At 55.1% G+C, this 20,419-nt stretch carries 20 protein-coding genes; 18 read left to right on the top strand and 2 right to left on the bottom strand.

The annotated features are described in order from the left end of the window. The first annotated feature begins 66 nt into the window (after positions 1-66). The 15 genes from FLT43_RS29385 to FLT43_RS16690 all read left to right on the top strand — a co-directional run bounded on the left by FLT43_RS29385 (position 67) and on the right by FLT43_RS16690 (position 16,550). A complete protein-coding gene (locus FLT43_RS29385; RefSeq protein ID WP_164776589.1) occupies positions 67-222 on the top strand; it encodes a hypothetical protein in 156 nt (51 codons plus the stop codon). Then, on the top strand, positions 219-1,196 hold the full coding sequence (locus tag FLT43_RS16755; RefSeq protein WP_087442696.1) for an LCP family protein: 978 nt from the start codon (positions 219-221) through the stop codon (positions 1,194-1,196). The genes FLT43_RS29385 and FLT43_RS16755 overlap by 4 nt, the downstream gene beginning before the upstream one ends. Positions 1,197-1,313: 117 nt before the next feature. Next, positions 1,314-1,736 carry a CBS domain-containing protein gene (locus FLT43_RS16750; RefSeq protein ID WP_087442697.1) on the top strand — a complete coding sequence of 141 codons (423 nt, stop codon included), beginning with the start codon at positions 1,314-1,316 and terminating at the stop codon, positions 1,734-1,736. 127 nt (positions 1,737-1,863) lie between these two features. Continuing rightward, positions 1,864-2,790, top strand: coding sequence for a DUF2232 domain-containing protein (locus FLT43_RS16745; protein WP_087442698.1), 927 nt, complete (start codon positions 1,864-1,866; stop codon positions 2,788-2,790). Between the two features lie 11 nt (positions 2,791-2,801). Beyond that, positions 2,802-4,760 carry a DHH family phosphoesterase gene (locus FLT43_RS16740; protein ID WP_087442699.1) on the top strand — a complete coding sequence of 653 codons (1,959 nt, stop codon included), beginning with the start codon at positions 2,802-2,804 and terminating at the stop codon, positions 4,758-4,760. Then, positions 4,757-5,200: a 50S ribosomal protein L9 gene (gene rplI / locus FLT43_RS16735; RefSeq protein ID WP_087442700.1), complete on the top strand. Its 444-nt coding sequence runs from the start codon at positions 4,757-4,759 to the stop codon at positions 5,198-5,200. Before FLT43_RS16740 ends, rplI begins: the two co-directional genes overlap by 4 nt. Before the next feature lies 1 nt (position 5,201). Beyond that, on the top strand, positions 5,202-6,557 hold the full coding sequence (gene dnaB / locus FLT43_RS16730) for a replicative DNA helicase (RefSeq protein ID WP_087442701.1): 1,356 nt from the start codon (positions 5,202-5,204) through the stop codon (positions 6,555-6,557). 175 nt (positions 6,558-6,732) lie between these two features. After that, positions 6,733-8,016 (top strand): adenylosuccinate synthase, encoded by a 1,284-nt coding sequence (locus tag FLT43_RS16725; RefSeq protein WP_087442702.1) that lies wholly within the window; start codon positions 6,733-6,735, stop codon positions 8,014-8,016. Between the two features lie 161 nt (positions 8,017-8,177). Beyond that, the gene (locus FLT43_RS16720; protein WP_087442703.1) at positions 8,178-8,843 is read left to right on the top strand and encodes a spore coat protein; all 666 of its coding nucleotides are present in this window, start codon (positions 8,178-8,180) and stop codon (positions 8,841-8,843) included. A 388-nt stretch (positions 8,844-9,231) separates the two neighbouring features. Next, positions 9,232-10,764 carry a peptidoglycan DD-metalloendopeptidase family protein gene (locus tag FLT43_RS16715; protein WP_087442704.1) on the top strand — a complete coding sequence of 511 codons (1,533 nt, stop codon included), beginning with the start codon at positions 9,232-9,234 and terminating at the stop codon, positions 10,762-10,764. A gap of 274 nt (positions 10,765-11,038) precedes the next feature. After that, entirely contained in the window at positions 11,039-11,773 is a 735-nt protein-coding gene (yycF, locus tag FLT43_RS16710) for a response regulator YycF (RefSeq protein ID WP_087442705.1), read from the top strand. After that, on the top strand, positions 11,774-13,627 hold the full coding sequence (walK, locus tag FLT43_RS16705) for a cell wall metabolism sensor histidine kinase WalK (protein WP_087442706.1): 1,854 nt from the start codon (positions 11,774-11,776) through the stop codon (positions 13,625-13,627). Then, entirely contained in the window at positions 13,624-14,931 is a 1,308-nt protein-coding gene (locus tag FLT43_RS16700; protein WP_087442707.1) for a YycH family regulatory protein, read from the top strand. Before walK ends, FLT43_RS16700 begins: the two co-directional genes overlap by 4 nt. 54 nt (positions 14,932-14,985) lie before the next feature. Then, positions 14,986-15,732, top strand: a complete 747-nt coding sequence (gene yycI / locus FLT43_RS16695) for a two-component system regulatory protein YycI (RefSeq protein ID WP_087442708.1) — start codon at positions 14,986-14,988, stop codon at positions 15,730-15,732. Beyond that, positions 15,729-16,550: an MBL fold metallo-hydrolase gene (locus FLT43_RS16690; RefSeq protein WP_087442709.1), complete on the top strand. Its 822-nt coding sequence runs from the start codon at positions 15,729-15,731 to the stop codon at positions 16,548-16,550. Before yycI ends, FLT43_RS16690 begins: the two co-directional genes overlap by 4 nt. Here FLT43_RS16690 and FLT43_RS16685 read toward each other — a convergent pair. Beyond that, entirely contained in the window at positions 16,522-16,728 is a 207-nt protein-coding gene (locus FLT43_RS16685; RefSeq protein WP_087442710.1) for a hypothetical protein, read from the bottom strand. The genes FLT43_RS16690 and FLT43_RS16685 overlap by 29 nt on opposite strands. 267 nt (positions 16,729-16,995) lie before the next feature. Between FLT43_RS16685 and FLT43_RS16680 the strand changes: the two genes are divergently transcribed. The 3 genes from FLT43_RS16680 (at position 16,996) to FLT43_RS16670 (ending at position 18,862) form a co-directional block, all read left to right on the top strand. Beyond that, positions 16,996-18,243, top strand: coding sequence for a S1C family serine protease (locus FLT43_RS16680; RefSeq protein ID WP_087442711.1), 1,248 nt, complete (start codon positions 16,996-16,998; stop codon positions 18,241-18,243). Positions 18,244-18,367: 124 nt separating this feature from the next. After that, positions 18,368-18,538 carry a CxxH/CxxC protein gene (locus FLT43_RS16675; protein ID WP_087442712.1) on the top strand — a complete coding sequence of 57 codons (171 nt, stop codon included), beginning with the start codon at positions 18,368-18,370 and terminating at the stop codon, positions 18,536-18,538. A gap of 132 nt (positions 18,539-18,670) precedes the next feature. Further along, the gene (locus tag FLT43_RS16670; RefSeq protein ID WP_087442713.1) at positions 18,671-18,862 is read left to right on the top strand and encodes a hypothetical protein; all 192 of its coding nucleotides are present in this window, start codon (positions 18,671-18,673) and stop codon (positions 18,860-18,862) included. Between the two features lie 216 nt (positions 18,863-19,078). Here the strand turns inward: FLT43_RS16670 and FLT43_RS16665 are convergent, their stop codons facing one another. Beyond that, positions 19,079-20,392 (bottom strand): MFS transporter, encoded by a 1,314-nt coding sequence (locus FLT43_RS16665; RefSeq protein ID WP_087442714.1) that lies wholly within the window; start codon positions 20,390-20,392, stop codon positions 19,079-19,081. Between the last annotated feature and the right edge of the window lie 27 nt (positions 20,393-20,419).

Raw genomic sequence — 20,419 nt, 5'->3', positions numbered from 1 at the left:
GTGTCCCGGAGCATAATATGCTAAAGGAATGCATCGCGCGAATTGCGTCTTAATGGGGAAGACGCGGTGGAAGAAGCGATGTTTCATTTGTTGATCAGTTGTGTAATCATCCGGCAAAGGGGTGCGGCAAACGAACTTGCCCAAGAAAGTACAGCAAAGAGAAAACAAGGCAGCGGGCAGGGCGCTACAAATTCATCAAAAAGGAAGAAGTTGATAGCATGAAAAAATATAAAAAATGGTGGATAGCCTTCCTGGTCATCGCCATCATCGGATTCGGAGGATTTTTCTTCCGCAAACAGATCGCCGTCTTGGCGTTCGACATGTTCCTGTCGGGGCATGTGGAGGAGACACTGGAGAATTCGTACAAACCGATTGAAGGAAAAGAGGAAGTTATCCGGAAGGTTACCGAGCCGTTCTCGGTATTGCTGTTAGGCATCGATGCCCGCGGCAATGAAGTGGGGCGTTCGGACACCATCATTTATTCCGTCGTGCGGCCGGAAGATAATAAAGTGCTGCTGTTGTCGATTCCGCGCGATACGTACACCGAGATTATCGGCAAAGGGTTCGAGACGAAGCTGAACCATGCATACGCCTACGGGCAGGCCAAGATGAGCATGGACTCAGTGGAGAACCTGCTGAAGCATAAAGTCGATCATTACGCGACCATTAACTTCGAGGGCTTGAAGGATGTCGTCGATGCATTGGATGGCGTAGAGCTTCCGATTAAGGAAGACATTGTGAACAAGGATCCGAACCATGAGAAATTCCGGATCGAGGCCAATAAGCCAATCTACAACGGACAGGAAGCATTATACTACGTCCGCTATCGTGAGGATTCCGACATGAACCGGACGATGCGCCACCGCATCTTCTTGAATGCCGTCATGCACCGGGCAATCGAAATGGACAAAATCGGCCGAATTCCAGAACTTATTCAAATTATGGGTAATAATTTCTCGACCGATATTCGTCCCAAATTCATGATTGACCTGGCGAAAACGATGTTCACGCAGTCGGATACGCCGCAAATGAGCAGCTACATGCTGCATGGCGACGGCAAGATGATGAGCAATGTGTGGTACTATATGGTCGATGAAGAAGATATGGATTATGTGAAGACGCTCCTTGATAATTGGCTGGATCCGAACACGAAGAAGGCCGATCTGATGGAACCGCGTGAAGTGAAGGAAGATTAAAACGGATAGAGTCAGTCGTGAATGCGGCTGACTCTTTGTTTTTGATAAGGGAAATGTGTTAATTTAATCTTAGGGAGAAAAATGGCCCCTGCTTGACATGAGGAGGAGACCACGCGGATGAATATTGCTTTTTTCTTGACACCCAAACATGAAGTCGTATGTTTGACGGTGAGCGCCACCTTGCGTCAAACCTTGGAAAAAATGGAGCATCATCGCTATACCGCCGTTCCCATATTGAATGATGAAGGGGAATTCGTGGGGACGGTTACCGAGGGAGACCTGCTGTGGCATATGAAGAATTCGAATGGGAGCATCACCTTCGAGAACGCATCGCGCTTTGTGCTGAAGGATGTGCCCTTGAATGTGCGCCATAAAACGGTGCGCATCGATTCGAATATGGAGGATCTGATCAACTTGGCCAAGGTGCAGAACTTCGTTCCGGTCGTTGACGATATGAACCGCTTCATCGGCATTGTCCGGCGCAGCCAAATTATTGAATATTGCGAGCAGTTCACGTCGAAAGCCATGAATATCAAGTAAATATGGTATAATGAAGAATGACGGTTTTATTGGGGACAGGGAAAAAATAAGGAAGTTAGCCCCGGTTCTTGCGTGACGAACGGGATAGAACCAAGAGGGAAGAAGAGCTTCTCAAGAGGTGAATAGGTTGAAATATCGCTGGTCATCGTTAGCATGGGCGGTTGCGGCGCTCGTATTGTTATTATCCATCCTACAACCGATTATGGTGTTGACGATGAGTCTTATGGCGGTGCCGTTTGTCATGCTCTACGCAACACAATCCCTGCGCGGATTTATTCTGCATGGGGCGGCATTGTTATTGATTGTTTATTTTCTGCTCGGCGGCTTCGGGATGGCAGGCGCGCTGACGGGTGTATATTTTATGATTCCGGGAATCGTATTCGGTCATATGTTCAAGCAGAAGAGACCGGCCTTGAACGTATATGTCGCGGGAACGGCCACATTCCTCGTGGAATCGCTGCTGCTGTTGGCGCTTGCCAAGCTCGCATTCGACTTCAATGTGTATCAGTACATTATGTCAGTGATGAACGAGAGCATGGCCGGATTGCAGCAGACTTCGCTGTTCCCGGCGGATCTGACGCAGGAGATGAAGGAGCAATTCGTTATCCTGCTCAGCCAGATGATCCCGTTCATGCTGATTATCGGCGCGCTCTATATGGGTACCATCACGTATGCGATTAGCCGGGCGCTGCTGACGGCGCAGGGCATCCCGGTGCAGAAGCTGAAGCCGGTCCGGCAGTGGATGCTGCCGCGGGCCTTGATCTGGTACTACTTAATTACGATCATTCTGGATCTGGTCGTGCAGAAGTCGTCGGGAAGCTTCCTGACTCTGATCCTGATCAACCTGGTCCCGCTGCTTCAAATTGCTTTCATGGTCCAAGGCATCGGCTTCCTGTTCTTCTTGGCGCATTCGCGCAAATGGAACAAGGTCATTCCGGTCGTTATCACCATTGCCGTCATCTTTGTGCCGATGCTCCATGGCATCTTGCGAATAATCGGAATCGTGGATCTGGCCTTTCCGCTTCGACAGGCCATGTCCAAGCCAAAAGCGTAGGGTGAGAAGCTATGCCTAAAATGTTGTTCCAACGCTGGTATTTCAAGCATATCATCTGGACGTTCGTGCTGCTGGTCGTGGTCACGGGCGTCCTCGCTTATTACAACTGGATGGTCGGCTTGCTTGCCTTCGCCGGAATTGCCGCATTGGCCGTGGCTTCGCTGGCGGCGGAACACAAATTCCGGCAAGAAACCGAATTGTATCTGACCACGCTGGGGCTTCGCGTCAAGCGGGCCGGAGAGAGCGCCATCGTCGATCTGCCCTACGGCATTCTCCTGTATAGCGAGAACCGGGTCATCGAATGGCATAATGCTTATGTAGCGCAGCTTGTGGAGCAGGACGTACTGGCCGGCAAGGAACTCGGGGAGGTCTTCCCTCAGTTCCAGTCCGGCAAGGATTCGGAGCACTCACAGGAGCTGTTCATCGGCGGACGCATCGTCCATGCGGATATCGTGCCTGGGGAGCGGGTCGTCTACTTCACGGACATTACCGAGATATGGACCCTCCGCAAGCGGTACGAGGAAGAACGGATCGCCGTCGGAACGGTCATTATGGATAATCTGGAAGAGTCGACCCAAGGCATGGAGGACCAGCAGCGGACCGGGCTTATCGCGCGGGTCGCCGGCCAGATTACGGAATGGGCGGCAGAGAACGGGATTCTGATTCGGCGGCTTTCTTCCGAGCGGTACTTCCTGATCATGGATGTACAGACCTTGAAGGCGCTGGAACAGACGCGGTTCGCGATTCTGGACGAAGTGAGAGAGGTGCTGTTCGGCAATAAGCTCCCGGTTACGCTCAGCATGGGGATTGCGGCCGGAGCAGACAGCATTGCCGAGCTCGGCCGAATGGCTCAATCGAGCCTCGACATCGCCTTGGGCCGGGGCGGGGATCAGGTTGCTGTCCGCATGGGCCAGCGGCTGTCTTTCTATGGGGGCAAGTCGAACGCGGTCGAGAAGCGGACGCGAGTGCGTGCCCGCGTCATCGCGCATGCGCTGCGCGACTTCATCCAGCAGAGCGACGCCGTGTTCATTATGGGGCATAAAGTGCCGGATACGGATGCGATTGGTTCGGCAATCGGCGTGCTGCATGCGTGCCGGATGCTTGAGGTGGAGGCGTTTATCGTACTGGAGGACAGCAATCCGTCCATCGACCGGATGGTGGCTCAGCTGCGGAGGGATGAGATTCTCTGGTCCCGGTTCATTACCCGGGGCGAAGCCGTCGAGATGATTACCGAGGCCAGCCTGGTCGTCGTGGTCGATACGCATAAAGCTTCCTTGGTGGAAGAGCCGAAGCTGCTGCGCTCGGAACGGATTGTCGTCATCGATCATCATCGGCGCGGCGAAGAATTCATCAATGATGCGGTGCTTGTCTATCTGGAGCCGTATGCGTCATCCACGGCCGAGCTCGTCACGGAGCTGCTGCAATATATCCATAACCGGATTAACTTGAGCGCGCTGGAAGCGACGGCACTGTTGGCGGGGATAACGGTGGACACGAAGCATTTCACGCTGCGGACCGGTTCGCGCACCTTCGATGCGGCCAGCTTCCTCCGCCGTCAAGGCGCCGATCCGCTGCTCGTGCAGCGCGTATTGAAGCAGGATCTCGATGAGTATATCGAGAAGGCCGAGATTATCCGGCGCGCGGAAATGCTGTACGGGCATATTGCGGTCGCGGTAACGGAGCCAGGACGCAAATATTCACAGTTGCTCATCGCGCAGGTAGCTGATACGCTGTTGAATATGACCGATGTGCTGGCATCGTTCGTCATTAGCGAACGTCCGGACGGACTCATCGGGATTAGCGCGCGATCGCTCGGGCAAATGAATGTCCAGGTGGTGATGGAGCGGCTGGGCGGAGGCGGCCATCTGACCAATGCGGCCGTGCAGTTGACGTGTCCGCTGGAGGAAGCGGAAGCCAAGCTGAGACGCGTGCTCGAAGAAATTGATGCGGAAGAGGGGTTGTTCGAATGAAAGTCATTTTGTTGCAGGATGTTAAAGGACAAGGCAAGAAGGGGCAAATCAAGGAAGTCTCCGAAGGATATGCGCAGAACTTCCTGTTCAAGCAGGGACTTGCGCGTCCGGCGACGGACGGCAATCTGAAGACCCTGGAGCAACAGCATAAATCGGAGCAGAAACGCAAGGAGCAGGAGAAACTGGATGCGGAGAAGCTCGCTGCGACCTTGAATGAGACGACGGTACCGCTGTCGGCGAAGGCCGGAGAAGGCGGCCGTCTGTTCGGGGCGATTACGACGAAGCAGATCGCGGAAGCGCTCAGCAAGATGAAGCTCAAAATCGATAAGCGTAAGATCGAACTGGACGAACCGATTCGTTCGCTCGGCTATACGAATGTAACCATAAAGCTGCACCCGGATGTAAAGGCGACAGTGAAGGTTCACGTCACGGAGGAATAAGATGAACGACTTGTTCGTTGATCGAATTCCGCCGCAAAATCTGGAGGCGGAGCAAGCGGTACTCGGGGCGATTCTGCTGCAATCCGAAGCCTTGATTACGGCGATGGAACGGATTCAGCCGGAGGACTTCTACGATCCGGCTCACCAAATGATCTACGAGGCGATGATTGAACTCGGCGAGGAAAATCAGCCTGTCGATCTGATTACGCTGACGGCCAAGCTGCAGGCGAAGCAGCAGCTGGAGGATGTCGGCCGCATCTCGTATCTGACGAAGCTGGCCAACGCGGTGCCGACCGCGGCCAATGTCGATTACTATGCGCAGATCATCGAAGAGAAGTCGATGATGCGCCGCCTTATCCGGACCGCGACCCAGATCGTGAGCGAAGGCTATTCCGGCGGCGAGGATGTCTCCGGCCTGCTAAGCGATGCGGAGCGGCGGATTCTGGAAATATCGAATCGCCGTTCGTCCAGCGGCTTCATCGCGATTAAGGATGTGCTGATGGATGTCTACGAGCGGGTCGAGTTCCTGAGCGAGCATCAGGGCGGGACGACGGGGATTCCGTCGGGATTCCCCGATCTGGACAAGATGACCTCCGGCTTCCAGCGAAGCGACCTCATTATCGTGGCGGCTCGTCCTTCGGTAGGGAAGACCGCGTTCGCGCTCAATATCGCCCAGAATGTCGGCGTGCGGGCGAAGGAGACGGTGGCGATCTTCAGTCTGGAGATGTCCGCCTCACAGCTCGTTCAGCGGATGATCTGCGCGGAGTCGAACGTGGATGCGGGCCGGCTGCGCACCGGACAACTGGAGGATGACGATTGGGAGAAGCTGACGATGTCGATTGCGGCGCTGTCCGAGGCCGAAGTCTATATCGATGACACGCCGGGCGTGACCGTCGCCGATATCCGGGCGAAGTGCCGGCGCCTGAAGAAAGAGCGCGGGCTGGGTATGATTCTGATTGACTATCTGCAGCTCATTCATGGCCGCGGCAAGCCGGGAGAGAACCGGCAGCAGGAAGTATCCGAGATCTCCCGGACGCTGAAGCAGATTGCCAGGGAGCTTGAGGTTCCTGTCATCGCCCTCTCGCAGCTCAGCCGGGGCGTGGAGCAGCGCCAGGATAAGCGCCCGATGATGTCCGACTTGCGGGAATCCGGTTCGATTGAGCAGGATGCCGATATCGTCGCGTTCCTGTACCGCGATGACTACTACGACAAGGAAACCGAGAAAAAGAACATCATCGAGATCATTATCGCCAAGCAGCGGAACGGTCCGGTTGGAACCGTCGAGCTCGTCTTCCTCAAAAATTTCAATAAATTCGTAAGCTACGAACGCAATCATCATGAAATGCCTACAGGTTAGACATTTAATGGAATTCATAGCGTGCGAGCGTTACTTTTCCGAACATTGATATGTGGCCGGTACGTAACGTTCGCTTTTTTATTGACTTCATCTTCTAACGCTGATACACTTAAAATGCTGCCTTCGGAAGAATGCAGCGAAAATTGGTGTGTGAACACCCGACGGGGGTATGAAAATGTCTACAGTAGTCGTCGTAGGAACCCAATGGGGTGACGAGGGGAAAGGGAAAATCACCGATTTCCTCGCCGAAAGCGCAGATGTAGTAGCGCGATATCAAGGCGGTAACAATGCGGGGCACACGATCCTAATCAATAATAAAAAGTATAAGCTGAGCCTAATACCATCCGGAATCTTCTACACGGACAAAATCTGTGTCATCGGAAACGGCATGGTGGTCAATCCAAAGGCGTTAATCGAAGAAATTGGATATATTCACGATAATGGCTTCTCGACCGACAATCTCCGCATCAGCGATCGCGCGCATGTCATTATGCCATATCATATGGTGTTGGACGGGTTGGAGGAAGAACGCAAAGGACCGAACAAAATCGGGACGACCCGCAAAGGGATCGGCCCTGCCTATATGGACAAAGCCGCGCGCAACGGCATTCGCATCGTCGACTTGCTCGACAAGGACGTATTTGAAGAGAAATTCCGCCATCTCGCGAAAGAGAAGAACGAATTGATCCGAATGTACGGCGGCGAAGAACTGGATATTGAAGCGACGCTGAACGAATATCTGCAATATGCGGATGCGATCCGCAAGTATGTCGTCGACACGTCCGTCGTCCTGAACGACGCGATCGATGCCGGCCAAAAGGTGCTGTTCGAAGGGGCGCAAGGGGTCATGCTCGATATCGACCAAGGCACCTATCCGTTCGTTACGTCTTCGAATCCGACGGCAGGCGGCGTCTGCATCGGTTCGGGAGTGGGACCTTCCAAGATCGAAGAGGTTATCGGCGTGGCCAAGGCTTATACGACACGTGTAGGCGACGGTCCGTTCCCGACCGAACTGAACTGCGAGACGGGAGACTTCATCCGCGAAGCGGGACATGAGTACGGCACCGTTACCGGCCGTGCCCGCCGTGTCGGCTGGTTCGATAGCGTCGTCGTGCGCCATGCGCGCCGGGTAAGCGGCATTACCGGGTTGTCCCTGAACTCGCTGGACGTGCTGACTGGCTTGAAGACGGTCAAAATCTGCACGGCTTACAAATACCGCGACCAGGTGATTGAGCATTATCCCGCGAACTTGAACATGCTCGGGGAATGCGAAGCCATCTACGAGGAAATGCCAGGCTGGATGGAAGACATCTCGCAATGCAAGACGATGGAAGATCTGCCGGAGAGCACCCGCAACTATGTGAAGCGGGTATCGGAGCTGACAGGCATTCCGATCTCGATTTTCTCGGTCGGGCGCAATCGCGAACAGACGAACCAAGTTCGCCCAATCTATCGTTAAGTTAATGAATGAAGAGAAGTAATGCTAACCGGTTGTTCCCGAGAGGAACGGCCGGTTTTTTTTGTGCATTTGTGGGCATACTAGGAAGTAACACAAATGCAACTCTACCCGTTCTCTCTTCCATTGCTAGACGACGGGTAGCTGGCTGGGAGGCATCATCTATGCGTATGACGCTACGCATTTTCCGTCTGATCGCCATCATCGTGATGGTCAGCGTATTATCCGGCTTCATCACAATAGCCACGACGGCGGTCGTCGTCGATCGCTATATTCAATCGGCGTTGAACACGTTCCAGATTCCGATTGAGCGGCCTTCTCTCACGCTCACCACGATGTGGGGGGAGCTGTTCGGAGGCGGCGGCAAGGCGCAGCCGGATAACAGCAAGCAGAAGCCGCAGACTCCGCAAGCCCCGGCAGCAGGTAAGGAAACATCCGATCCGCCAAAGGAGGAGCCTGGTGACGGAGCGCTGCCTGTGATGGGCGGAATCTCTTCCGCCGAAGCGGCTGAGCGGGAGCGGGTCGTCATCTCCCCCGATGCGTTGACACGCAATAAAGAGGAGATTCCGGCATCCGGCAAGGAGCAGTTGTTCGCGGCTTTGATGAAGAAGCTGCCCCAAGAGGAGATGCAGCGGTTGTCCACGCTGATGGAGGACGGCTTGACGGCGGCGGAGTTGACCGAAGCCGAGCAGATATTGGCGAAATATTTGAATGACGAGGAATACGGTCAGATACTCGAATGGTTGAAAGGCAAGCCTGACACGGGGGAAGAGCCGCCTACTTCATCAGAAACAAAGGGCCAAGCGGGCGATCCAGAAGGGACGCCTTAGATCTTCACCGGCCGGGCTGCTAAATCGAGGAGCGGCAGCTTGCCAATTCATGAATAAAAAACACGGTTATGGCGCATCTTGCATAGCAGGTGCGCCGTAACCGTGTTTTTTCGTTAAAAACCGGAAAGCTCCTTAATTTTGCCCATTTTTTTCGTCAGTTGCATTGTTCTTTCGACCTATGTTACAGTAGAAAAGGTGGAAAAAAGATGACAAAACTTTAACCATTTGTCGGGGTCCGCAGCATGATGCAGAGACAGAATGGATACGGATACAGGGAATCGAGCCTTGCCGGTACACCGCATACAGGCATGTATGGCCACCGTTCGATGTCCCGTTGTAATCGGCGCAGAAGTCTTGATATCAGATGTGAATCAAAAAGGAGACTGACATGGAACGTTACGATAGCGAGCACCGGACGGATGAGAAGCATTCGGACTCAGCCAGCCGGTGGCAACAAATAAAGGCAGCGTGGCGTCGGATGATGCCGGAATCCGCCCAGCCGTGGATCGCTGCTCATAAGAAGCAACTCGGTCTGACTCTGGGAGGAGTGGCGCTTATCGCTGCTTCGATTTGGGGCGGAACCGCCTATGTTCATGCCAATACGGTAACGTATTTTCACGTATATAACAATAGTGAATGGTTGGGAACGGTCTCCAATGTGGACGAACTGGAGTCGTTCTATGCGAAGAAGCAGCAGGAAGAGCAAGGGAAATATCCGAACGCGCATATTCAGATCGATACGAAGAATATCCGCACGGAGCCGGACTCCGGCTTCAAGGCGAAGCCGGCGACGGAAGAGACGATTGCCAAGCTGGATAGTGCGCTGAAGCCGTATGCGGCCGGCGTCCAGCTCAAGGTGAACGGCAAGAACATCGGCATCGTGAAGGATGAAGCGACGGCAGAGAAGATTCTCGCCCAGATTAAGTCGAAGTATTCCGGCAAGGCGGGCGCAGGCACGTCGGCCAAGGAGGTCAAAGTGCTGGCCGCGCCGGTTCGTTCCGCGAATGCGACGAAGGCAATGTCCCGCGTGGAGTCGGTCGAGTTCCGCGAGCGGGTAAGCATGGAGGAGAGCAATACCGATCCGCAGCAGGTGCTGAAGCCGGAGGAGGCGCTCCGGATGCTGACGACTGGCGTCTCCAAGCCGGTCAAATATGCGGTGAAGGAGGGCGAGACGCTCTCTTCAATCGCCAAAAAGCAGAATGTGCCGCTGGAGACGATCTACCGCAACAACCCGAATGTCGGGGAAGAAGTGCTGAAGCCGGGGCAGGAGTTGGATCTGACCGATGCGAAGCCGATGATTACGGTGAAGACCGTAGAAGCATACAGCGAATATTTGGTGACGGAGCCGCAGCGGATCATTAAGGAGGATCCGGACATGCGCGCCGGCGAGTCGAAGGTCGTGCGCAAGGGCAAGCAGGGCTTGAAGCGGATGTCGTACCGTCTGACGAAGGATAACGGCAAGCTGACTCATGAAGAGTGGATTGAGCAGGAGGTTATCGAGCCTTCCGTTCCCGAGATTATTTTGCGTGGAACGAAGGTGGTCCGCGGCGAAGGATCAGGAACCTTCGATTGGCCTGTCAACGGCGCTACGCTGACCAGCGGCTTCGGCAGCCGCTGGGGCCGGACGCATAAAGGGATCGATCTCGTATCGTCCGATCGCTCCATCATGGCAGCGGACGAAGGCGTCGTTGTTTTTGCCGGACAGAAGAGCGGCTATGGCAATGCCATCATCGTCGACCATAATAACGGCTACAAGACGCTATACGGTCATCTCAACTCAATTGGCGTGAATGTCGGCGATATTGTGGAAAAGGGACAAGATATCGGCGTGATGGGCAATACGGGCAATTCGACGGGCACGCATCTTCATTTTGAGATCCATGTGAACGACGAAGTCCAGAACCCTTTAAAATATTTATAATTCGAGTAGTTGAACAACCTACTATGAACGATACCGAGGCGGGAGAAGTACTCCCGCCTCTTTTTGGTGCATCCATGGCAGAGCCGGAAGGAAAACAGACAAAGGAGAACAATTTATAAAATTTGTCCAATCCGGGGTTGACATTCGGGATGTGCCGGCAAATATGGTAATATAGAGGGACATGGATAGTGTGGAACTGATTCTATCGAATTCATGGCAAGTTGGAACCGATCATAACAGGGGACATTTTCAAGATAGAGAGAGGTGTGGCTTCATGCACGGGAAAATTCTCGTGGTGGATGATGAGCAGCCGATAGCGGATATTCTCAAATTCAATCTGGAAAAGGAAGGGTACGAGGTCATCTGCGCCTTCGATGGCGGTAAGGCGGTCGAGCTGGCGTTGTCGGAGAAGCCGGACCTGATCCTGCTTGATCTGATGCTGCCGGTGAAGGACGGAATGGATGTATGCCGGGAGATCAGACAGCATCTTCATATGCCGATCATTATGTTGACGGCGAAGGATACGGAGCTGGATAAGGTGCTGGGGCTGGAAATGGGCGCGGATGACTATGTGACGAAGCCGTTCAGCACGCGCGAGATGCTGGCGCGGGTCAAGGCGCATCTGCGGCGGCAGAACAAGGCATCCGCTCTGGCCGCGGCCGATGAGCAGAGTACGGATAACGGCGAGAAGCAAGGCATGCGGCTGCATGAGCTGCTGATCGATACCGACATGTATGTCGTGTACAAGAACAAGGAAATGCTCGATCTGACCCACCGGGAGTACGAGCTGCTTCATTATCTGGTGCGGAATGCGGGGAAGGTCATGACCCGGGAGCATCTGCTCCAGGCCGTATGGGGGTATGAATACTTCGGCGATGTCCGTACGGTAGACGTGACGATTCGCCGCCTGCGCGAGAAGATCGAGGATGATCCGAGCAAGCCGGAATATATCATTACGCGGCGGGGCCTCGGTTATATGATGCGCAACCCGCGTAACGGGGGCTTCTAAATGAAGTGGGGGATCGGCCGTTTTTTTCGCACCATCCAGGCGAAGCTGATCATTATTTACGTATTGCTCATTCTGATCGCGATGCAATTAATCGGTGTGTACTTCGTCAGCTCGATGAAGAATTCGTTGACGCTGAATTTCTCCCGGGATCTGCGCAATACGGCGGGGCTGCTGTCTCTGTATACGGGCCAGACGTTAAAGGGCGACGACACGGTAGACAATCCGAATACGATTAAAGAGATCGATCGGTTCGTGCGCAACTTCATCAATATGAACGGCATGGAGATTCAGGTGCTGGATGCGACGGGCCGGGTATTGACGACCTCGTCCCAGACGAATATGGAATATGTCGGCCGTAAAAATACGGAGCCGGTCGTGAACCGCGCGCTGCAGGGCATCAGCTATAACGAGGAAGTCATCATCGACGACAAGAACGTGCGCAAGCAGATTGTGGCCCAACCCGTCTACTCGAACGGGAAGCTCGTCGGCGCCTTGTATATCGTCGCGTCGATGAAGGAACTGTACGAGACGATTAACGGAATCAACCGCATCTTCTTCTCGGGGATGGCGATCGCGCTCGGCTTGACGGCGGTGCTGGGCATCATTCTCGCTCATACGATTACGCAGCCGATCAAGGAGATAACGAAGCAGGCGACGAAGGTGGCGGAGGGGACCTTCGATGGCGAAGTCCCGGTGCTCGGCACGGACGAGATCGGACAGCTGAGCGAGGCGTTCAACTATATGACACGGCGGCTGCAGGAAGCGCTCAATGCGAATGAGGAAGAGAAGGAGAAGCTGGCTTCGATCCTGACCAATATGAGCGACGGCGTTATCGCGACGGACGATGCAGGACAAGTCATTCTCGTGAACCGCCGGGCTTGCTTGATGCTGGGGATCCCGGAAGCCGATGCCTTGGGCCGGTCGATCGCCGGGCTGCTCAGCATTCCCGATCAGCAGGTCGAGCAGCTCGTCAGCAGTGAGAACAACGGGATGCTGCTCCCGGCGAGCGGGGACGATGAAGCGGCCCAGCCGGGCAGCGATACGGTGCTTCGTATCTCGTTCACCCCGATTCATCGCCGCGGCGAAGGCATGACCGGCTCGATTGTCGTCCTGCAGGATGTAACCGAGCAGGAGAAGCTGGAGCAATCGCGCCGCGAATTCGTCGCGAATGTGTCGCATGAGCTGCGCACACCGCTCACGACGATCAAGAGCTATGCGGAAGCGCTGGAGGATGGCGCTTTGGAGGAGAAGGAGCTCTCCGAGCGCTTCGTCGGCGTCATCCGCAATGAGACGGAGCGGATGATCCGGCTCGTGACGGATCTGCTTCATCTGTCGCGGCTTGATTCGAAGCAGGCGATTATGCGCAAGCAGCCGACCGATATTGCCGAGATGCTGGAGGATGTGCTGGACCGCTTCTCGTTCCAATTCCGCAAGAAGCGGATAACGGCGAAGGCATCGGTCGAGGGAACCAACGCTCCGGTCGTCATCGACCGCGATCAGATCGATCAACTGCTCGACAATCTCGTGTCGAATGCGTTGAAATATACGCCGGATGGCGGCGAAGTCACCTTGTCCGCCCTCTTCCGGGAAGATAAGCCGAGCGTTGAGGTGAACGTGAGCGACAACGGTATGGGTATTCCGCAAAAGGATCTGGAGCGTATCTTCGAACGCTTCTACCGCGTCGATAAGGCAAGATCAAGAAATATGGGAGGAACCGGTCTGGGGTTGTCCATTGCCCGGGAAATTGTGCGGGCGCATGGCGGGGATATTCGAATCGAGTCGGAATGGAATGAAGGCACGAAGGTGACCTTCACTCTTCCGGTGTCGGCCGAAGGGAGTGACCCAAGCGTATGATTGAGCGGCTGAAGACGATAGTACTCACTGTGCTTGTGCTGCTTAGTCTCCTCCAAAGCTTCTTCCTGATGTACAGCATGCCGTATTATAATTTTGAGAAGAAGACGACCAGCGACTATATCAAAGCGGAGCCGCTCGGACCGGAGGAACGGCTGGAAAATCTCGTTTTCCCGGAACAGATGATTCTTCACTTGGGAGAAGACAAGCATACGATGCTGTATCCGGGAACGACGTTCTACAATTTTATCATGAAGCGTCTGCAGGGGCGGACGTATGACGACTTCCAATACCGTCCGGTCTCATCGGTCGAATGGGAACGGGTACGGAAGCAGAATGAAGGGATCGAGCTGAGATTCAACTCGCCGGTTCCGGCGAAGCTGCTGCAGCGGGTATTTCCGCTTGGGGATGACACCACCTTCCTGGAGGAGACGATCAAGCGGATGTGGGTGTATGCGAATCCCGAATCGAACGAGGTGAGGGTGTACTTCTTCAATGCGAAGGGAGACGCCGTCTATGAATCGACACGGGCCGATCTTACGGTGCAGGATGTCACGCAGCAGGTCGAATTCGGCCGCACCTGGACACCGTACCGCATGGTCGGCGGCATGTTCTATCTGCCGGAGGAACCGCTGGAGGCGGTGGAGGTGGAGCTGCCGTACGAACAGATTACGGTGGAGCAGATGCAGCGCAGTCTATTCTTTGACCCAACCTTGACGAAAAATATCGTCGCCGGCAACTCCGAGATTTATACCGACGCCAAGCGCGGCCTGGAGATTAACCGGGGAGAGAATTGGATTATCTATTCCGATCCGGCGGTGACGACGGAAGGGAGGCAGGATGTCGCAGCAGATGCGACATCGGCGGTTCGCTTCATCAACCAGCATGGCGGATGGAACGGGAAATACCGCTTCACGCTGCCGAACCCGAACGGGAGACAGGCTGGATCGTTCGGCGGGGTGAATGAACGCGGGGTCGTCATGCGGTTCGAGCAATATTGGGGCTCGTATCCGGTCATCAGCACGCCGGAATTCCATTTCGGCTATATGCAGGTCACGATACAGCAAGGAACGGTTACTAGTTACGAGCGATCGCTCATTCAGCTGTTCAATCGCTCCGCGGAGAAGGAGATACGCAAGCTTCCGGCCGGCGACGCTTTGCTGGACAAGCTGAAGACGCTCGGGCGGCTGAATGAGATCGTCAGCGTCGATCCCGTCTACGTGCCGCATTACAGCCAGGAGACGATTCACTTGGTGCCTACGTGGCAGGTGAAGTTCAATGACGGATCCACGACGCTGCTGCAATAGGGCGAATCCTGCTCGATGCGGAACCGGAATCATGAAGCGCAAAGGAGGATCGGCATGGACTGGAGTAGGGCCAAAAATATTTTGATATACGCGTTCCTGTTGCTGAATATCGTGCTCGGCTACCAGCTGTGGCAGGATATTCGCGAGCAGCTCCATTCCGATCTGGACTGGACATCGCTATCTGAGGAGACGCGCCAGATGATGGATGTGAAGAGAATTCAGGTTACGTCCAAAATACCGGCGGAAACCCCGGCGCTGCGCGAGATTACGTACCGGTTCGTCCGGCGTGACCCGGAACCGGTGCCGCTCGAGGATCCGCAGGACAGCACCATTATTTTCGCGGAGAAGGATCTGGTGCGCGGGCTGCAGGGAGAGATTCCCCATATTGAAATGTACCGATATGATTCGTTCAGCGGAAGCGTCGATACCTTCCTGCTTCACCAGCGGCTGGCGAACGGGCTGCCCATATTCGATGTAACGCTTGAGTTGAGTACCCGCAGCCAGAAGATTACGGCCTACCGGCAGCAATATGTAGAATTGATCGAGCCTAAGGTCAATCAGGAGCAAAAGATTTTGTCCGCGTCCAAAGCGCTGCAGAGCGTGATCGACAATGTGCTGGCGCCCGGCTCGATCGTGAAGGATATTCAGTTGGGCTATCATGGCCAGCTCTTCGAGGCCGATACCCAGGTGGCGGCGCCTTCCTGGCGGATTTTGCTCGAAAATGGCGAAGTGTACTATGTGAACGCGATGAATGGAGCGGTGGACAGTTCGGAAGCGGGAAAGAAGGAGAACGAGAAATGAGTTTACGATTTTCAGTGTTGTCGAGCGGTTCGACGGGGAATGCGACCGTAATCCAAAATGACGATGCGGCGGTGATGATCGACGTCGGTCTGAGCTGCAAGCGGACCGAGCAGCTGCTGGAGGAGCAGGGACTCTCCGGCAAGCAAATTGACGCGATCTTCGTCACGCACGAGCATTCGGATCATATTAAAGGGTTGGGCGCGTTTGCGCGGAAATTCGATCTCCCCATCTATGCCAACGAGAAGACGTGGGCCGCGCTGGAGAAGCATGTCGGCAATATCGCGGAGGAGAACCGCATCGTCATGCAGACCGGCGAAGCCCGCGACTTCGGCGATCTGCGCGTGGAGTCGTTCGGCATCTCACATGATGCGGCCGAGCCGGTAGCGTATCGCTTTTTCGAGGGGGAGACGAAACTGTCGGTGGCGACCGACTTGGGTTATATGAGCGATAAGGTCCGTGACGCGATCGCCGATTCCGATGTGCTCGTCATGGAGTCGAATCATGATGTCGAGATGCTTCGCGTCGGGCGGTATCCATGGAACATCAAGCGACGCATATTGAGCGATCTCGGCCATTTGTCGAACGAAGCGGCGGGCGAGGCGCTGTGCGAGGTCGTCACGGGCAACACGCGCCGTACATATTTGGCGCATTTGAGCCTGGATCACAATATGCAGGATTTGGCCCGGTTGACGGTGCAGGACGTGATGGAAAGCAAGGGCCATTTTTTCAAAGAGAGCGAGTTCCAGTTGAAAGATACGTATTATGACCGTCCGACCGCATGGGATAAGGTTAACGAGAAGTCTCCGGTTCGTCTGTAAGCCACCGATCGACTTCATGTGCTTTGCGCGCGATGTCCTCATCGGTGATGAGCCCTTTCTCGATCAGCAGTTCCATCAAGGTGGACAAGGCGAGCGTAAGGCGGTACTGGTCTTCCTTCAAATCGGCAAGCTGCCCCACAATATTTATGTCCGACCAAGCGGAAGAGGCTGTTTTCATGTGCATTTCCTCCTTCAAAAGGGAATAGGATGGTAAAGAGTTACAATGCCGTCTCTTTTCTCTCAACGTGAACGATGTATGATAGAATATGTACGAGGAAATGAAATGATGACATGCCTGATGCATGAAGTGTCCGCTGCAGGCATCTCATATATAGTGTTGACCGTTTGAAAGCCTGGCATTCCTGTGTAATGGGTAGTAGGATGCATAGAGTCGGAGCAGCAGCCGAACGTGGCGAGAGCCCGGGGTTGAGGGGAGTGGGTTCGGATGAGCTTGTTTGAGGATGATTTTTTCTCACCGAGGGTGAGACGGCGGATCGAGCGCAGATGGTGGTATCGGCGTGCCACAGCTCCCCGTGACGGCTGGAAGCGGATTCGACGGTCAGGAAGCGGCAAGTGGTCCACGGCGCAGGTCGCCGTGGTCAGTTCAATCATCAGTGCGTTCGTCGCCATCATGCTGTACAGCTGGCTGATCGGCTCGGGAGAGGCAGGCTCTCCGGCCGTGGCCGTCGCCGGAAATGTGATGACGAACGATCCGTACGAGCGGATCGTCCAGGCTGCGGACAAGGTCAGTCCGGCCGTCGTCAGCATGGTCAACAAGCAGAAGCAGATCGGCGATGAAGACGGCGTGGCACAGGATATGAATCTCGGCTCCGGAGTCATCTTCAAGAAGGACGGAGGCAAGGCGTATGTGCTGACGAACGAGCACGTCGTTCAAGGCGCGGACGAATTGGAGGTTGTGCTGGACAACGGACAGCGCAAGACCGCCGAGCTCGTCGGCAAGGATCGCGTGATGGACGTCGCGGTGGTCCGGATTGACGCCGCCGGCGTGACGGCCGTCGCCGAGATCGGCGATTCCGGCACGATTCGGCGCGGCGAGACAGTCATTGCCCTCGGCAATCCGCTCGGCTTCGGCGGGTCGCTGACGGCTGGAATCGTCGGGTATACGAACCGGTTGATTCCGGTCTCGCTGAACCAGGACGGGGTATACGACTGGGAGCAGATGGTGATTCAGACCGATGCCGCGATCAATGAAGGCAATAGCGGCGGGGCGCTTGTCAATCTGAACGGCCAAGTGATCGGCATCAACACGATGAAGATAGCGACTACAGGCGTGGAAGGATTGGGCTTCGCCATTCCGATCAATGAAGTGATGGATACGGTGAATCAGATTATGGACGCCGGCAAGGTGGTGCGGCCGTACCTTGGCGTCTATACCGTTGATGTCACCAATCCGTACGCGCCGATTACCGAGGAACAGCGCGAGGACATCCGGCTCCCGAAGGACGTGAGGGAGGGCGTAATCGTGCTGGAAGCATCCGGTCCCGCCAAGCAGGCCGGCTTGAAGCTGAACGATGTCATCGTCCGGTTCGATAAGCAGGAGATCGGTTCGACATTGGAGCTGCGCAAATATTTGTACGAGAAGAAGCATATTGGCGATAGCATGGACGTTCAGTTCTATCGCGACGGCGTGCTTATGACGGTGACCGTGATATTGGCGGATAAGCCGGAATAATCGGGACACAATGACAAGAGAACGGTGCCTGTCTGCGGCGATGTGAACTCGTTGGGGGCACCGCAATCGGAGCAATGACTTTTCCAATACTGACAGCAGGTTAGGCAAGAAAGAGGGAACATGCATGTATGTCGTCTGTAAAGAACACGTAGAATTGGCAATCGATAAATTCGTAGATGAGTACGAGGATGCTCCCGATCTGGTTGATTTGGACGAGGTCGAATTCAGCGATTGGCAGAAGCCGATCAAATGCTGCATGAATTGTGAGCGGGAGGCCAAGTTTCTAATCGTGTGAGGACAGGAGAAAAATATCGTGAGCAGCACGGAAGAGCAAGGGCGCTGAACCGGGAGTTCGGCAGCCCTTGTTTTTTTGTGCGTATCGCTGTGGATAAACGGGATAAGTAAACCAGAGGGAGGTTGTCCACATGTGGATAAGGTGGCCGAAGCCGGTGAATCTGGTTATCCACAAGAAGCGGCGCTGCACAGGATGTGGGAAAGGGAAGGAATTGGGGAGGCAGGGGTGGCGGCCCTTTTGTTCAATATCCCCGTCGTTCAGGGCTATTGGGCTATTCATCGCAAATTCAGGTTTTGCCGAAATGAAAGCTGGCGACGGGCCTGAGCGAGTGGGAGAGTAACCGTAAGAGCAGGAATACCGGTGAAGAGAGAGGTGAAGGTTGGAGTGAAGACTGAGCTGAAAATTGAGGTAAAGAGAGAACCCCACAGCAGTGATAAAGCCGCTGAGCCGACGGGATAGGCAAAACAGGCAGGGAATACGGGCCCGCGCCAAAAAGCAGCAACCGGAGACGATATCTCCGGTTGGTTGCATTCGCTCCGCTTACAGGGCGGGAGCGTTGCCGGTGCGGGGCCGGCGGCGGAATCGGCCCGTGCGGTTCGGGCGGTCCTCCCGGAACATGAAGAAGTAGCATATGGCCGAGGTCACGTAGAGGACGCCGGTGATGGAGAAGGTCATCGCGTAGCCCCAATAGTAGCCGTACGAGGTAACGAGGTACGACTGGACGGAGCCCATGCTGGCCCACCCGAGCATGAAGGCGGTCTGGGTAAGGGAGTTAGCGATACCACGCCTCGAATCCGATATGCGGTCGACCATGATGGCGGATTGAATCGGATTGGCCGCGTTCATGAGCGCCTGCCGGAACAGGAAGCTAATGGATGCGATAAGCAGCAGGTTCGTGAATCCGGTTAGCAGCAGGAACGGCAAGGACATCAGCTGAAATAAGACGACGGCGCGCACTTGTCCGACGCGGTTGACAAGGGTCGGGCCGATGAGCATCGAGACGATGGTCATCACCTGGCCGAGCGAGATCAGTAATCCGACGGCGGTCAGCGAGACCGAGAACCGGTTCGTGAAATACAGGTTCAAGTACGGCACGACCAAGCCAGAGCCGAGGCCGACGAGCAGCTGGCAGAACGTCAGGCGGCGGATGACCTTCCATTCCTGCTGCTTCGCCGCGGCGGGCGCCGGTTCGGACGCCAGCACGGATGACGGAGCGGGAGCGGGTTCCGGCTTCTGAGCGGCCCGCTTGCTCTCCTTCACCAGCAGCAGCGGCAGGAAGGCCGCGAAGCTGGCGGCGCCGCCGATGAGCAGCACCGACTGGAGGCTGATGATCTTGTTCCAGCCGAACGATTGCAGGACGTCGGCCAGATAGCCGCCGCCCATGCTCCCCAGCACCTGCGCGGCCAGCACCATGGAGGAATGATAGCTGAACAGCTTCAGACGCTGCTCCTTCGGCGTATTTTCCGCCAGGAAAGGAATCGCGATCACCTGGAAAAAGGCCGCGAATATGCCGGTAAAGACGGCCAGTACTTGCAGGCTGAGCGGCGCTTCGGCGAAGGCCCGCAGCATGAAGCTGATGCCGGTCACCAATGACCCGGCAATCAGAATCCGCTTGCGGCTGGATCGGTCGCCAAGCAGTCCGATCGGGATGAACAGGATCGCCGTCGCCAAGGACTGGAAGCTGATGATGGTCCCGTTCATCTGATCGTTATAGCCGAGTGATTGGATATATAGATTGTACAGAACGGAGAACATGCCGGTTCCGATCTGATAGAGAAGATTGGCAATAAAAAACAGCTGGATATTGCGGTTCCAGCTTCGAATCTCTGTCGTTGCATGATGAAAAAAGCGCATTTGTGTCACGCCCCCATTTTTCTTGCT

This window comes from Paenibacillus thiaminolyticus, assembly GCF_007066085.1.
In the GTDB taxonomy this organism is placed as follows: domain Bacteria; phylum Bacillota; class Bacilli; order Paenibacillales; family Paenibacillaceae; genus Paenibacillus_B; species Paenibacillus_B thiaminolyticus.
This window is presented reverse-complemented; position numbering and strand designations above follow the sequence as displayed.

Coding starts and splice junctions, on each gene's coding strand:
- FLT43_RS16690 (WP_087442709.1), top strand. CDS start 15,729: ATGAGTTTACGATTTTCAGTGTTGTCGAGCGGTTCGACGGGGAATGCG.
- yycI (WP_087442708.1), top strand. CDS start 14,986: ATGGACTGGAGTAGGGCCAAAAATATTTTGATATACGCGTTCCTGTTG.
- FLT43_RS16685 (WP_087442710.1), bottom strand. CDS start 16,728: ATGAAAACAGCCTCTTCCGCTTGGTCGGACATAAATATTGTGGGGCAG.
- walK (WP_087442706.1), top strand. CDS start 11,774: ATGAAGTGGGGGATCGGCCGTTTTTTTCGCACCATCCAGGCGAAGCTG.
- dnaB (WP_087442701.1), top strand. CDS start 5,202: ATGAACGACTTGTTCGTTGATCGAATTCCGCCGCAAAATCTGGAGGCG.
- FLT43_RS16720 (WP_087442703.1), top strand. CDS start 8,178: ATGCGTATGACGCTACGCATTTTCCGTCTGATCGCCATCATCGTGATG.
- FLT43_RS16665 (WP_087442714.1), bottom strand. CDS start 20,392: ATGCGCTTTTTTCATCATGCAACGACAGAGATTCGAAGCTGGAACCGC.
- FLT43_RS16675 (WP_087442712.1), top strand. CDS start 18,368: ATGTATGTCGTCTGTAAAGAACACGTAGAATTGGCAATCGATAAATTC.
- FLT43_RS16680 (WP_087442711.1), top strand. CDS start 16,996: ATGAGCTTGTTTGAGGATGATTTTTTCTCACCGAGGGTGAGACGGCGG.
- rplI (WP_087442700.1), top strand. CDS start 4,757: ATGAAAGTCATTTTGTTGCAGGATGTTAAAGGACAAGGCAAGAAGGGG.
- FLT43_RS16715 (WP_087442704.1), top strand. CDS start 9,232: ATGGAACGTTACGATAGCGAGCACCGGACGGATGAGAAGCATTCGGAC.
- FLT43_RS16725 (WP_087442702.1), top strand. CDS start 6,733: ATGTCTACAGTAGTCGTCGTAGGAACCCAATGGGGTGACGAGGGGAAA.
- FLT43_RS16700 (WP_087442707.1), top strand. CDS start 13,624: ATGATTGAGCGGCTGAAGACGATAGTACTCACTGTGCTTGTGCTGCTT.
- FLT43_RS16740 (WP_087442699.1), top strand. CDS start 2,802: ATGCCTAAAATGTTGTTCCAACGCTGGTATTTCAAGCATATCATCTGG.
- yycF (WP_087442705.1), top strand. CDS start 11,039: ATGCACGGGAAAATTCTCGTGGTGGATGATGAGCAGCCGATAGCGGAT.
- FLT43_RS16750 (WP_087442697.1), top strand. CDS start 1,314: ATGAATATTGCTTTTTTCTTGACACCCAAACATGAAGTCGTATGTTTG.
- FLT43_RS16755 (WP_087442696.1), top strand. CDS start 219: ATGAAAAAATATAAAAAATGGTGGATAGCCTTCCTGGTCATCGCCATC.